At 47.0% G+C, this 14542-nt stretch carries 13 protein-coding genes; 11 read left to right on the top strand and 2 right to left on the bottom strand.

The annotated features are described in order from the left end of the window. Positions 1-9 precede the first annotated feature (9 nt). The 10 genes from THIAE_RS03360 to minE all read left to right on the top strand — a co-directional run bounded on the left by THIAE_RS03360 (position 10) and on the right by minE (position 9535). Complete coding sequence (locus tag THIAE_RS03360; protein ID WP_006459269.1) at positions 10-2742, top strand: cation-transporting P-type ATPase; 2733 nt, start codon at positions 10-12, stop codon at positions 2740-2742. Between the two features lie 93 nt (positions 2743-2835). Continuing rightward, positions 2836-4812, top strand: coding sequence for a cation:proton antiporter domain-containing protein (locus THIAE_RS03365; RefSeq protein WP_006459268.1), 1977 nt, complete (start codon positions 2836-2838; stop codon positions 4810-4812). After that, on the top strand, positions 4812-5870 hold the full coding sequence (gene lpxK, locus THIAE_RS03370; RefSeq protein ID WP_006459267.1) for a tetraacyldisaccharide 4'-kinase: 1059 nt from the start codon (positions 4812-4814) through the stop codon (positions 5868-5870). The genes THIAE_RS03365 and lpxK overlap by 1 nt, the downstream gene beginning before the upstream one ends. A gap of 26 nt (positions 5871-5896) precedes the next feature. Next, a complete protein-coding gene (locus tag THIAE_RS03375) occupies positions 5897-6103 on the top strand; it encodes a Trm112 family protein (protein ID WP_006459266.1) in 207 nt (68 codons plus the stop codon). 4 nt (positions 6104-6107) lie between these two features. Continuing rightward, the gene (gene kdsB / locus THIAE_RS03380; RefSeq protein ID WP_006459265.1) at positions 6108-6875 is read left to right on the top strand and encodes a 3-deoxy-manno-octulosonate cytidylyltransferase; all 768 of its coding nucleotides are present in this window, start codon (positions 6108-6110) and stop codon (positions 6873-6875) included. Further along, complete coding sequence (locus tag THIAE_RS03385; RefSeq protein WP_006459264.1) at positions 6868-7086, top strand: hypothetical protein; 219 nt, start codon at positions 6868-6870, stop codon at positions 7084-7086. The genes kdsB and THIAE_RS03385 overlap by 8 nt, the downstream gene beginning before the upstream one ends. A gap of 11 nt (positions 7087-7097) precedes the next feature. Next, entirely contained in the window at positions 7098-7688 is a 591-nt protein-coding gene (locus THIAE_RS03390; protein ID WP_006459263.1) for a YqiA/YcfP family alpha/beta fold hydrolase, read from the top strand. 14 nt (positions 7689-7702) lie between these two features. Continuing rightward, on the top strand, positions 7703-8410 hold the full coding sequence (minC, locus tag THIAE_RS03395; protein ID WP_006459262.1) for a septum site-determining protein MinC: 708 nt from the start codon (positions 7703-7705) through the stop codon (positions 8408-8410). A 43-nt stretch (positions 8411-8453) separates the two neighbouring features. After that, entirely contained in the window at positions 8454-9266 is an 813-nt protein-coding gene (gene minD, locus THIAE_RS03400) for a septum site-determining protein MinD (protein ID WP_006459261.1), read from the top strand. Positions 9267-9268: 2 nt separating this feature from the next. Then, entirely contained in the window at positions 9269-9535 is a 267-nt protein-coding gene (minE, locus tag THIAE_RS03405) for a cell division topological specificity factor MinE (protein WP_006459260.1), read from the top strand. Between the two features lie 38 nt (positions 9536-9573). Here the strand turns inward: minE and THIAE_RS03410 are convergent, their stop codons facing one another. Further along, entirely contained in the window at positions 9574-10275 is a 702-nt protein-coding gene (locus THIAE_RS03410) for a CsiV family protein (RefSeq protein ID WP_006459259.1), read from the bottom strand. 15 nt (positions 10276-10290) lie between these two features. Continuing rightward, positions 10291-13773, bottom strand: a complete 3483-nt coding sequence (gene mfd, locus THIAE_RS03415; RefSeq protein ID WP_006459258.1) for a transcription-repair coupling factor — start codon at positions 13771-13773, stop codon at positions 10291-10293. A gap of 111 nt (positions 13774-13884) precedes the next feature. Between mfd and THIAE_RS03420 the strand changes: the two genes are divergently transcribed. Then, the gene (locus THIAE_RS03420) at positions 13885-14538 is read left to right on the top strand and encodes a trimeric intracellular cation channel family protein (protein WP_239232393.1); all 654 of its coding nucleotides are present in this window, start codon (positions 13885-13887) and stop codon (positions 14536-14538) included. The last annotated feature ends 4 nt before the right edge of the window (positions 14539-14542 follow it).

Consider the following 14542-nt stretch of genomic DNA (forward strand, 5'->3'; position numbering starts at 1 on the left):
GGAGTGGTTATGACTGAATCGACCCAGGCAGCAACTCGCAAACAACCGGATGATACCCCATTTAATTGGCACGCAAATAAAGCTGATAAAGCCTTGGCGCACTTTAAAAGCAGTGAGCAGGGGTTGAGTTCCGAGCAAGCGGCAGACCGATTGGCGGAGTTTGGGCCGAACCGCATTGAGACCAGTCAACGCAGTGGGCCATGGGTGCGGCTGTTGCGTCAGTTTAATAATATTCTGATCTATATCTTGATTGCGGCGGCGGTGGGTACGGCGTTTTTAGAACATTGGGTGGATACCTTTGTTATTTTGGCCGTGGTGTTAATCAATGCGAGTATTGGTTATGTGCAAGAAGGTAAAGCTGAGCAGGCATTGGATGCCATTCGCAATATGCTGTCACCGCAAGCGGTGGTGCTTAGAAATGGGCAGCGCCAAACTATTGAAGCGGATCAACTTGTGCCGGGCGATATTGTTTTACTTCAAGCCGGGGATAAAGTGCCAGCGGATTTGCGCTTGATTGATACGCGCAGCTTGCGTATTGAGGAGGCGGTATTGACCGGTGAATCGGTGCCAGTCGAAAAACGGACTGAACCGGTCGCGACCAGTGCCTCTTTAGGTGATCGACTATCCTTGGCTTATTCTGGCACCCTAGTCAGTTTTGGGCGTGGGCGCGGCGTGGTGATTGCAACCGGTGAGCAAACGGAAATTGGTCGGATTAGCGCCATGCTATCTAGTGTGGAAACGATTTCAACGCCATTATTGCGCCAAACCGCTGAGTTTGGGCGCATTTTATCGATCATTATCATTTTCTTGTCGGCAATCATTTTTGCTTTTGGGTATTGGGTGCGAGATTACGCTGCGGCCGAGATGTTTTTGGCGGCAGTGAGTTTGGCAGTATCAACCATTCCTGAAGGCTTGCCCGCCATTATGACCATTACCCTGGCTATTGGTGTGCAAAAAATGGCTAAGCGTAACGCGATTATTCGCCGTCTACCAGCGGTCGAAACCCTGGGTGCCGTCACCACAATTTGTTCTGATAAAACCGGGACCTTAACCCGTAATGAAATGACAGTGCAGGCCTTAGTGACAGCTGATCATGAATATCAGGTTACCGGGGTAGGTTATGCACCCCAGGGTAGTATTGAATTGGCAGGACAGATGTTGGAACAGGACCAACTGGAACCTGCCTTGGCGATGGGTTTAAAGGGCGCCTTGTTATGTAATGATAGCTGGTTGGTTGAAAAAGAAGGCGATTGGCAGGTTAATGGTGATCCAACTGAAGGGGCATTATTAGCGGCTGCAATGAAAGTAGGGCTCGATCCGCAGACGGAAGCGGGCCTCTGCCCTCGTACCGATTTGATTCCATTTGAATCCGATCACAAATTTATGGCCACTTTGCATCATGACCATGAACAACAGGGCTATATTTTTATTAAAGGCGCGCCTGAGAAAATACTGGCGATGTGTCAGCAGCAGCGTACACAGCAGGGCGATCTGCCGATTGATGTGGATTTTTGGCATCAAGCGATGGAAAAACTGGCGGAGCGTGGGCAGCGTGTTTTAGCGATTGCGGTGAAACGCGTACCGGCTAGCCAGTTAGAACTGGGCTTTAATGATGTGCAAGACGGTGCAATATTGCTCAACTTATTTGGCATTATTGATCCGCCAAGAGAAGAAGCAATTAAGGCCGTCGCGGAGTGTCATCAAGCCGGTATTCGGGTAAAAATGATCACCGGTGATCATGCTGGTACCGCAAAAGCAATTGGCTTGCAACTTGGCATTGGTGATGGTCAAACTGCGGTGACAGGTCAAGAGATTGAGCAAATGGATGACCAGACCTTGCAAGAGGTGGTCAGTCGGGTAGATATTTTTGCGCGTACTAGCCCAGAACATAAGTTGCGGTTGGTGGCGGCTCTGCAGGCTCAAGGCCATGTCACTGCGATGACCGGTGATGGGGTGAATGACGCCCCAGCGCTAAAACGTGCCGATGTCGGTATATCCATGGGGCGCAAAGGCACTGAAGCCTCGAAAGAAGCCTCTGAGATGGTGCTGGCTGATGATAACTTTGCTTCGATAGCGCGTGCGGTTAGAGAAGGTCGAACGGTGTATAACAATATCCGTAAATCGATTTTGCACATGCTACCCACCAATGCCGGTCAATCCTTGACGATTATATTTGCGATTTTACTCGCGCACCAATTGCCTTTAACGCCGGTGCAGGTATTGTGGGTCAACATGGTGACCTCGGTCACGCTGGCGATGGCCTTGGCTTTTGAGCCTACCGAACCGGGCGTGATGCGCCGCCATCCGCGCCGACCTGATATGCCGTTATTATCTGGATTAATGCTATGGCGAATTCCGTTTGTAGCATTACTGCTGTGGGCGGGTACCTTCGGTCATTTCGTTTATATGGATATGCAGGGTGTAATCGATGAATATGCCCGAACAGTCGCTATTAATACCTTGGTAGCGGGTCAGATATTTTATCTATTTAATTTGCGCTACATTGATCAGCATGTTTTTAGTATGGATGGTTTGTTTGGCAGTAAGGCTATGTGGATTGCAGTGGGTACCCTGGTGGTGTTGCAGTTAGCATTTACCTACGCGCCTTTCATGAATACGCTGTTTGGAACCACGCCGATTGCGACTGAAGACTGGATTCGTATCTTGATGTTTGGTTTGTTGGTGTTTATTTTGGTTGAAATGGAAAAATGGGTGCGCAGACGCTATTTTACGGCTGCATAAGCTCAATTAAACACTCAAATAAGCCTGCGCTAATAGGCTTATTTTTGCTAAAATCTTACATAATTCATTTCAAAGCCACCGAGGCAAACTAGCATGCTAGAACAAACCTTGACCCAAGTTATTATTCTGCTTGGGTTAACTGTTTTTATTATTCTGTTGTTCAAGCGTTTGCAGATACCTGCTAGTTTGGGCTATCTTGCTGTAGGTGTCTTATTGGGTTCCTACACGCCCGGTCCGGTTATTGAAGAAGAGTTTATTCGTCTGATTGCTGAGTTTGGTATTGTCTTTCTGCTATTTACCATCGGGTTGAGTTTTTCGATGGCGCAAATTTATGCGTCACGTCATACGATTTTGGGCTTGGGTACGGCGCAAGTTGTACTCACGACGGCAGTGGTCGCCATGATCTTGTGGTTAATGGGCGTCCCAGCGATCGCTGCATTTGTAATTGGTGCGGTGTTTGCCCAGTCATCCAGTACGATTATTATTAAACAGCTAGCGGAGCAGGGCGAAGGCCAGACGCGTCATGGTCGCTTAGGCACAACCTTGTCAGTGTTCCAAGATATTACTGCGGTGCCCTTTGTGGTGGTGATTCCGGTACTGGCGATTGCCAGTACGCAAGCATTGGCGATGGATTTAAGTTGGGCCTTATTAAAGGCGGTGCTAGCGTTTTTATTAGTGTTCTTCTTAGGTCGCTATTTGTTTAAGCCATTTTTTCATATGGTGGCCCAACGCAATTCAGCGGAATTGTTTACCCTAACTGTGTTGTTTGTGTCGTTAGTCGCGGCTTGGACGACCATGAGTTTGGGTCTATCTATGGCTTTTGGTGCCTTCTTAGCGGGTATGATGTTAGCGGAAACAGAATTTAAGCATCAAGTAGAATCGACCATTCGTCCGTTCAAAGATGTTCTTTTAGGCTTGTTCTTTATTAGCATTGGTATGCTGTTTAATCCTTTTTCGTTACCCGATATTTGGGTTGAAGTCCTGCTGGTCACCTTGGCTATCTTTGTCATTAAAATTTTACTAGTTACATTAATTGTCAGAGTGTCAGGCATTGATTTGCAAACCGCGATTCGCACCGGCTTAATTTTAGCGGTTGGGGGTGAGTTTGGTTTTGCCTTATTGGCGATTGGTATTGATGCCACCATTCTTGAAGATCGTATGGCGCAGATTGTTCTTACTTCTGTGCTATTCTCAATGATCTTGGCACCTTTTTTAATTCGTTATAATCAAACGATTGCTAGTTGGTTTAAACCAAGAAAACCTATATTGGCAATGACAAGTGATTCGGAATTAGCGCCTACTGCTTCTGAAGAGCATGTGGTCATTTCAGGCTATGGTCGGATTGGTCAGATTGTCGGGCATATGCTTGAAAAAGAAAAAATTAATTATGTGGCCTTGGACATGGATGCCGGGCGGGTTAAAGAGGCACGTTTGGGCGGTGAGCCAGTTTATTATGGGGATTCGTCTGATTTAACCGTGTTGGAAGCGGTGGGCGTGCCGAAGGCGAGGCTGTTGCTGATTTGTCATGACGATTTGCCAGCCACGCTTAAAACCTTAAAGTTAGCACGATTACTCAACCCTGAGGTGCCTATTTTAGTGCGCACCCGTGATGAGGTTCACATTGAAGAGCTGCGTCGTGCGGGAGCCACTGAAGTTATTCCTGAAACTTATGAAGCCGGCATTATGTTGAGCTCGCATGCGATGTTGGCGTTGAAAATGCCCTTAGCGAAAGTCGCGCGAACCCTGCAAGACTCGCGTGTTGACCGCTATCAAATGATGCGTGAGTTATTTAGAAGTACGGTGGAAATTAATGACTGTATTAACTTGCCTGAGTATTTGCATTCGATTGCTTTAACGGAGGGCAGCTCGGCGATTGGTAAGCGTTTAGACGAGTTAGACTTGGAAGGGGATCAAGTTGAGCTAAATGCGTTGGTTCGCGATGGTGAACGTAACTTAAGTCCACAACCCGATACGATACTCATGCCAGGCGATGTGTTGGTGTTATTTGGCACGCAGGAAAATTTAACCAGGGTCGAAAGTCGTTTAACCAATTTGTGCGTGATTTGCTAATGAGTTGGCCTGTTTTTTGGCTTAAAGACGATTGGCGTAGTAGGTTGCTTAGCCCTTTGGCGGCATTGGTTGCTAGGGTAGCCACTAAGCGTTATCAACGTTTTAAGCAAGCTAAGCTTGCGGCCGATGCGAGTCAAGGTCTGGCTAGTCCAGTCGGCCCATTGGTATTAGTGGTTGGTAATTTAGTGGTCGGCGGCAGTGGTAAAACGCCATTAATTAGTTGGCTGATTCCATTGTTACAAGCGCAAGGTTGGCGAGTTGGAGTGATTGCCCGAGGTTATGCTAGTGCAACGCGGTATCAGCCAGAGCGGGTTACACCTAACAGTGATCCTGATCAGGTCGGGGACGAGCCCTTAATGCTGGCACAAACCTTTGATGTTCCGATTGTGGTTTGTCGCGAGCGTGCCGCGGCCTTAGCAGGCCTGCTGGCCATCGAGGCGGTTGATATTGTGATTAGCGATGATGGTTTGCAGCATTATGGTTTGGCGCGTGATTTGGAACTGGTTGTATTTGATGCTAGTCGCCCCAATGCGGGTATTGGTAATGGCCGATGTTTACCTGCTGGGCCTTTACGCGAACCCTTAGGTCGGCTGCAAGACATTGATTTTGTGTTATTTAATAGGTCTTTGTCCGATGTTCTCTACACACCACCAGCCTGGCTTAAAGGCGGACCGAGTTGCTTTAATTTTCAGCTGCAGCTCGGCGATGCCTATGCGTTATCAAAACCGAATCAGACGCAAAAATTAACCGACTTTATAGGTCAGCCTGTTTATGCGGTGGCTGGAATGGGGCATCCTGAACGGTTTTTTGCGGCACTTACCCAGGCGGGTTTAGATATCGAACCCCGTGCGTTTAGTGATCACCATCCTTTTACTGAGCAAGACTTTACCTGCTTTGATCCGACAAAACCTTTGCTTATGACCAGTAAAGATGCGGTAAAATGTCAAAAATTTGCACGATCGAATTGGTGGGTATGCCCCGTAGAGGTCAATATGGCCGATGATTTTGCCGCAAGCCTGTTACAGGCCATTAGGCAAGATCCACGATTCGTTCGTTAATGTCAGTCAATAAGGCGAGGAATGCTATGAGTTTAAACCCCAATCTACTCGATATTTTGGTATGCCCGGTGACTAAAACCAAGCTCTATTATGATAAAGACAAACAAGAGCTGATCGCGACGGCCGCTAACCTTGCCTATCCGATTCGTGACGATATTCCGGTGATGTTAGAGGACGAAGCCAGAGTGATTAGTGCTGAGGAAGCTGAACATTATCGCAAGTTAAAAGGCTAGTGCTATGGCTTTTACCGTCATTATTCCTGCTCGTTATGCCTCCACCCGTTTGATGGGCAAGCCATTGTTGGATATCGCCGGCCAACCGATGGTGTATTGGACGTGGCAAAATGCCATTAAAAGCGCCGCAACTCGCGTGGTCATCGCCACTGAATCCTTTGAGGTTCAGCAGGCCTGCTTAGATATGGGTGCCGAGGTTTGTTTAACCTCAGATCGTCATGAATCGGGTACAGAGCGTATTGCTGAAGTGATTGAGCGACTTTGCCTTCCCTGCGATGAGGTGATTGTTAATTTACAAGGTGATGAGCCTTTGCTGCCGCCGGAGTTGATTAACCAGGTTGCGCATGCCTTAATGGGGCGGCATGATGTGGAAATGGCGACCCTATCGGAGCCCATAACAGATTTAGACACTTTGTTTAGTCCGCATGCGGTGAAAGTAGTAACCAACGCTAACGGCTTTGCCATGAGTTTTAGTCGTGCGCCCATGCCTTGGGCGCGAGATGAATTTGCACAAGAGCCCAAACAATGGCCAGCTTGGCCTTATCGCCGTCATATTGGCCTCTATGCCTATCGTGCTGGGTTTGTTGAGCGCTATGTGCGCTGGCCGGTGTGTCAGTTGGAAATGCTTGAGCGTTTAGAGCAATTACGCGTTTTGTGGCAGGGTGAGCCCATTTTGGTATTAGAGGCTTTAAAAGATGCGGGTATTGGCGTTGATACCCAGGCGCAGCTTGATCAGGTGCGTGCCAAAATAGTAGGCCTGGTGCATGCTTAAGTTTTTGGGTTTGCTGCTGGTTATCGTTTTTTTTATATGGTTTATTAAATATAAATGGCAGCGCAAAAAAATGCAGTGGCGTGGTGAAACGATTCCCGAACAAAAAGGCCTGAAAGGTTTGCGCCCAATCACCTTATTAAGCGCGGTGTTTGTGGTGATGTATGGCGGTTACATAATTTGGTACGTATTGGATGCGTGGTTGGCGTTATAGGGGGAAAGACTATGTTGGCTTACTTACACGGTTATCAATCTAATGGCTTGAGTTTTAAAGCAAGGCATTTTAAGCGCGTATTTGGTGTTAACCAGGTATTTTGCCCATCCTTGTCCGATCAGGTTCCTTTGGCGTTGAATACACTAGAACAGTGGTTGGAAACACAAACTCAGCCGGTGGGACTCATCGGCGCATCATTGGGTGGATTTTATGCCTTGTATTTAGCCGATAAGTATCAAGTGCCAGCCGTATTGATTAATCCGGCTATTCCTCCTTTGGCGCCCCTTGGCGATGTAACTGATCAGACCAGTCAAGACCAGCGTTTTATTTGGACGCCTGAGGTATGTGAGGCGTTAAAACCCTATTTTATTGCCCAGTTAGCCGACAGCACCTTAAAGCGCATTTTGCTCCTCCAGCAAATGGATGATGAGGTGTTAGATCCGAAACGCGCATTAAGTTATTTGCAAGGTGCATCGATTCATCGCGCGGTAGGTGGGGGACATAAGTTTGAGAAAATCAGTGTGTTTGATCAACAAATTTGTCAGTTCATGCAGCGTCAGGGTGTGAACGCATCATTAGTTGCAAGTACTTTTGCAGGTTAAAAAAGAGAGAAACTATGCCCCAACCGGTTAGTCTTAAAGGTTCTGTATTATCGCTTTCCAACTTAAAAGTAGCCAGTGCGGATATTGAGCAGGTCACGCGAGCCTTAGCTGAAATAGTCGGTAAAGCACCGGCATTTTTCAAAGGTTTGCCGATTGTGATCGAGTTAGATGTGGCTATTGAAGATCCAATGTTTTTGGCGTTATTGGTTGAATTTTTGCATCAGCAAGAGTTAGTGCCGATTGGGGTGCGGACTGAAGAACAAGGGGTGATAGAGCAGGCAAAGTTTGCTGGCTTAGCGGTGTTCGATACGCAGGACAAAAGCAGAGATAAGTCGAGTCTTGAAAAGGTCGCAGAGGTTGCGCCAGTTGAACCGGTCAATAGCAGCGTGAATGAAACCGCATTGATGGTGCGTGGTGCAGTACGTTCCGGTCAGCAGGTTGTCGCTAAAAATCGCGATCTGATTGTCAAAGGTGCAGTCAATCCTGGCGCTGAAGTTATTGCAGATGGGCATGTTCATGTTTATGGCCCCATGCGTGGTAAGCTTTTTGCTGGTAGTAATGGTAATCGTGATGCGCGTATTTTTGTACACAAGCTAGATGCGGAATTAGTCTGTATTGCCGGCTTTTTTCTCTTAGCCGATGACATTCAGCCACAATATCGTGGTGAAGCGGTTGAAATTTATTTAGCCGATGAAAGTTTGCGGTTTGATATTTTGAACTAAATTATTTAACTATTATTTATTGATTTTGAGTGAAGGAGTAGATGTGGCACGTGTCATTGTAGTGACTTCTGGTAAGGGCGGAGTGGGTAAGACCACTACTAGCGCAAGTTTTTCAGCCGGTTTAGCGGCGCGTGACCATAAGGTTGCGGTCATCGACTTCGATGTGGGCTTGCGTAATTTAGACTTAATCATGGGCTGTGAGCGTCGTGTGGTGTATGACTTTGTGAATGTCGTACAGGGTGAAGCCACACTTAAACAAGCTTTAATCAAAGACAAGAAAACGCCGAATTTGTATGTTTTGGCGGCATCACAAACGCGGGATAAAGATGCACTTACCCAAGAGGGTGTGGGGCGAGTCATTGAAGAATTAAAAGCAGATGGTTTTGAGTACATTATTTGTGACTCGCCTGCGGGCATTGAAAAAGGCGCGCAGTTGGCGCTGTATTTTGCAGATGAAGCCATCATCGTGACCAACCCTGAAGTGTCTTCTGTGCGTGATTCCGATCGTATTTTGGGGATTTTACAAGCTAAGTCACGTCGGGCCGAGCAGGGTGAAGACCCGATTAAAGAACACCTGGTGTTAACACGTTACAATCCAACGCGTGTCGCAGCCGGTGAGATGTTAGCCATGAACGATGTTGTTGAACTGCTTAGTGTCGATTTACTCGGTGTTGTACCCGAATCACAGGATGTGTTGCAGGCGTCTAATGCCGGTACACCAGTCATTATGCAAGAAGGTACCGATGCATCGGAAGCCTATAAGGATATCGTTGCACGTTTTCTTGGCGAAGAGAAGCCACAGCGTTTCTTAACCGTTGAGCATAAAAGCCTGTTTAAAAAGTTATTTGGGAAGTAGTCATGAGATTATTAGATTATTTATTAGGGCAAAATCGCAAAGGATCAGCTAATCAAGCTAAGGATCGTTTGCAGATATTGCTGGCCCATGAGCGTTCACAATCAACTGCGCCAGACTATTTGCCAAAAATGCGTCAAGAGATTTTGGAAGTGATTAGTCGTTATGTCGATATTGACGAAGAGAATCTTCAAATCTCGTTAGATGCGGATAACGGTTATGAAGTGCTTGAATTGAACTTGATTTTACCTGAAGCCAAGCGCAGTCATTGATAAGCAGGCCTGCTAATAAACAGGCCTGTCTAGTTTTTTTAAGGTTGGCTGACGCGGCTAACATGAATTAGTACACCAAATAGTGGGTGATCGATGTAATGGAGTTCACCCGGTCTAACCCGTCTTGATTCATCAATCACAAACTTCCAACTCTCTGGTAACCAGGCTAGTTCAATGCCTTGATGCTCAGCAAAGCGTTCCCGAAGATTAGCTGGGATGCGACGATCCAGTTCTACTTTGATTTCAACATGGTTAAAGCGCTCTTGATAGGCTCTTACTTGTCCGTAAATGGGCGAGGTTTCGTGGCGACGTTTTTGCAGCTGACTATCGATGATAATCGGTTGGGCGTTATTACGATTGAAGGCCGGTTGTTGCCAAGCAAAATGAGCCAGTACGTCATAGCCGCGATCTGTGGTCATGCGACTTCGAACTTCCGCTAGTTCGAGATTTTCAGCAGCGACTAGCTTCGCCCAGGGCGTAGTTTCACCGAGTCGTTGTGCCTGCTCTGATAAAACCAGGCCTGATGGTGACGGCCAATATTCTTCGGTCCAGCCCCGTTGCGCTAAACTCTGAAAGATAATAATTTCAACATGTACCTGTGGTGAAGCTGTTGTTTGACTATGCCCCGTCTTGGGTGTTACGAGTAGAATCGCAGCCAATAGTATTATCACTAAATAGCTAAGTGGCTTAAGGATATATTCGGCCTGAGTAGTCGTTTGGATGGTACGCGGGTTGTTCATGAATTAAGCCTATTATTAATGAGGTTGTAAATGACTGAGGGTAAATGCCAGCTGTTTTACTCGGTCATTAACATCCTCCATCTTATCAAAAATCTTTAATTCTGCCAGACCTTTCAATTGATAGCGCTGTGGGTGGGTTTGAATAAGCTGAATAAGTCGGTCGGCGGCAATGGTCGGTTGCGCATTAAATTGGATGCGTATCATTTGTGCACTGGCGTCAATTTTAATGATGCCCATCGGTTGCGCGAGTAATTTAATTTTGGTGGCACTAAATAGGTTTTTAACTTTATCGGGCAATAGGCCAAAACGGTCTATCATCTCGACTTCAAGCTCGTGTAACTCGGCATCGGTTTCAGCGCTGGCAATGCGTTTATAGAAGACCAACCGTGTATGAATATCAGCTAGGTAATCCTCAGGAATCAATGCCGCACTACCCAATTCGACTTCGCAATGAGCATCGAGCTCTAGGCTTAACGCCGGTTGCTTGCCTGATTTGAGCGCTTTAACAGTTCGCTCTAACAATTCATTATACAAGCCAAACCCCACTTCTTGAATCTGCCCTGATTGACCTTCACCAAGTAGTTCACCCGCACCACGAATTTCTAAATCGTGACTGGCGAGCATAAAGCCGGCGCCAAGAGTGTCATGCTTGGCAATGGCATCCAGGCGTTTGCGCGCATCATCGGTCAGACTGTTAGGTTCGCCGGTAAGCATATAGGCATAGGCTTTATGATGTGACCGGCCCACCCGACCACGTAACTGGTGCAGTTGCGCCAAACCAAATTTATCTGCACGATAAATCAAGATCGTATTGGCGTTGGGGACATCAATCCCGGTTTCAATAATGGTCGTACACACCAGGATTTGGCTGCGGCGATGATAAAAATCCTGCATAACTTGTTCGAGTTGGCGCTCATTCATTTGGCCATGAGCGACCGCGACTTTGGCTTCAGGAATCAGTGTCGCGAGATCGTCGGCCATCCGGTCAATCTTATCGACCTCATTAAATAAAAAGTAGATTTGGCCGCCGCGGCGTAGTTCACGCAAACAGGCTTCACGGACTGTTTGGGGTTGCCAGGCCTGGACAAAGGTTTGCACAGACAAACGTTTAGCCGGTGGGGTGGCAATAATCGATAGGTCGCGTAACGCATTCATTGCCATACTGAGGGTGCGTGGAATAGGGGTGGCGGTCATGGTTAGGATATCTACCTGGGTGCGCCATTTTTTTAGTTGTTCTTTTTGCCGCACACCAAAGCGGTGTTCTTCATCAATAATTAATAGGCCAAGCCGGTTAAATTTGACATCCTTTTGAATCAGTTTATGGGTGCCTATAATGATGTCGATGCCACCCTCGGCTAGCTTTTCTAGGGTGAGTGTTTGTTCTTTGGCGGTCTGAAAACGGGATAACACGGCAATATTAACCGGCCATTCGGCAAAGCGATCACGAAAGCTTTCAAAGTGTTGTTGAGCCAGCAGGGTGGTCGGCACCAAAATCGCGACTTGTTTGCCGGCGTAAGCGGCCACAAAGGCGGCACGCATGGCCACTTCGGTTTTACCAAAGCCGACATCACCGCAAACTAAACGATCCATGGGTTTCGGGGCCTGCATATCAGCTAAAACTTGGGCAATGGTTTCGAGTTGATCGTCAGTTTCTTCAAATGGAAAGGCGGCACAGAATTGTTGATAAGCTTGTTCACTGAGCTCAAATGCCATGCCTTGTTGCGCGGCGCGTTTGGCATAAATTTCTAATAGTTCGGCAGCCACATCACGGGCTTTTTCAGCTGCTTTACGTTTTGCTTTATCCCATTTGTCGGTACCTAGTTTATGTAAAGGTGCATGCTCGGCAGACGTACCGGTATAGCGACTGACTAGGTGGAGCGAGGTAACCGGTACGTAAAGCTTGTCTTGGTTAGCATATTCGAGCACCATAAACTCACGATTTTCGCCTTGAATCTCAAGGGTTTGTAAGCCTTGATAACGCCCTACACCATGATCATAGTGCACAATCGGGCTGTTGATTTCGAGTTCAATTAAATTGGCGATGGCCTGATCAAAATCCTGATGGCCTTTTTTGCGCCGACGTTTTTGTTCAACGCGCTGACCTAATAATGCGGATTCCGCAATCAAACAAACAGGCCTGCTATGACTGCTGTTAATAACGGGCGCAACCGCCAGATTTAAACCATGAGAAGGCTGCAAATCGACCAGGCTTAGATGACCTGGTAGTGCCTGATCAATAATTTCAACGTCGAGCGCATGTTGGCGTAATAGATTAAATAGGGCTTCACGACGCCCTAAGGATTCGGCACAAATAATTACCGGTTTGGCGAGGGTACTTAACCAGTCCTGCAGCGGCGCAAGCGGTTGTTTAACTTGATGATTAATTTGTAAATTAGGCAGCGGTAAGTTATCAAACTGCACATTTAATTGTGTCACCGGACGTGATTGTTCATTGGTATGTAGACGAATGCGGTGATAGTGCTTAAGCGCCGCAAAGCAGGCTTGGTTTTCCATTAGCAAACTCTGCGGCGGTAACAGCGGACGTTGGTTGTCGTGGCGACCGATTTCATAGCGCTCAAGATAGTCGTGCCAGTTGTGTTCTAAAGCGGCTTCTAGCTCCGCATGTTCAATAAACAGGCTGTTGTTGGGTAAATAATCGAACAGGGTAGCCGTTTGTTCAAAAAACATCGGTAAATAATATTCAAGCCCGCCGGGATTTTGATGGTCACTGACGGTTTTATAGAGTTGTGACGTACGCACATCGCCGCCAAAAATCTCGCGTGCTTGTAAACGGAATTGGCGAATACCCTCTTCAGAGAAGTCGTATTCCTTAGCGGGGAGCAGATTAATCTGCTCAATCTGGCTTTGGCTAATTTGGGTGTCTGGGTCAAATAAACGAATCGTTTCAAGTTCGTTATCAAATAAATCTAGGCGAATCGGGGCTTGGCTGCCAATAGGGAAAAGATCAATGAGCGCGCCGCGAACTGCGAGTTCGCCAGGCTCCATTACTTGGTTGACCCGTTGGTAGCCAGCTTGCTCAAGGTGACTTAAAAACGCGCCAATATCAAGTGTGTCACCCACAGCAAGTTGTAGACTTTGGCGTTGCACATAGTCTGTTGGCGCTAGCCGTTGAACCAAGCTATTAATCGGAATAACTAGGCAGCCTTGCTGGAGTTGCGGGAGCTGGTAAAGACTACTTAACCGGTTTGCAATTATATCTTGATGGGGCGAGAAACGATCATAGGGCAGGGTTTCCCACTCGGGTAAATGAATAATGGCCTGATCGGGTGAACAAAAAATAGTCAGCTGTTCCGTGAGGGTTTGAGCTTGCGCACTATCTTGGCACAGGCAGACAATTAATCCATGATGTTGTGCCAACAATTGACTGATGCACCAGGCCTGCTCGGTTAGATTTAAATAGCCCCAGTCAGAGCGGTGGCCGGTGAGTTTAGGTAGGCTAAATGGAAACAATGAGTGTTTAGACACGTTGGCTGACATAACGATTAAAATTGATCAAGTTAAATGGGAACTTATTCTAACCTGAATCAAGGTTTTCTTTGTAGGCTTTTGCCGCGCTTTTAATCGGCCTGAATGGGTGCGTTTTGTTGAATGACTGCGTATAATTGGCGCACTATGACCTTTATTGACGGCATTTTTTATCTTGATTTACTGGGCACGCTGGTGTTTGCCATCACCGGCTTGTTGGCGGCTGTCCGCAAACAATTAGACTTATTTGGCGCGCTGGTATTGGCAACGGTTACCGCTGTGGGTGGGGGTACGATTCGTGATTTGATTTTAGATACCCCGGTGTTTTGGACTCAGCAGGTGGTCTATTTGTATGTCATTTTATTTGCCAGTGTGTTCACCTACATCTATATTCGCTTTTTTACCTTCCCTAACAAATTGTTATTGTGGTTAGATGCGTTAGGATTAGCGGTTTTTACCGTAATTGGTGCGCAAAAAGCCCTCGATTTTGGTTTAGCGATGCCGGTAGTCGTTTTAATGGGGGTTATGACTGGGGTGTTGGGCGGTATTATCCGTGATGTGTTAGCCGGTGAAGTGCCGCTGATCTTCCGTAAAGAAATTTATGCCACCGCTTCAGTACTGGGTGCGATTGTCTATGTTATTGCGCTAGAGTGGTTTGCGGTGATGGAATGGGCCGCAATATTAACCATCGTACTAGTCTTTACGTTAAGAGTTTGGGCGATTCACGCCAAAGCGAGTTTGCCGACCTTTGGGAATCCCAATCAGTCAGGTCAATAAGGAA

Origin of the sequence: Thiomicrospira aerophila AL3 (genome assembly GCF_000227665.2) — a bacterium.
GTDB lineage: Bacteria > Pseudomonadota > Gammaproteobacteria > Thiomicrospirales > Thiomicrospiraceae > Thiomicrospira > Thiomicrospira aerophila.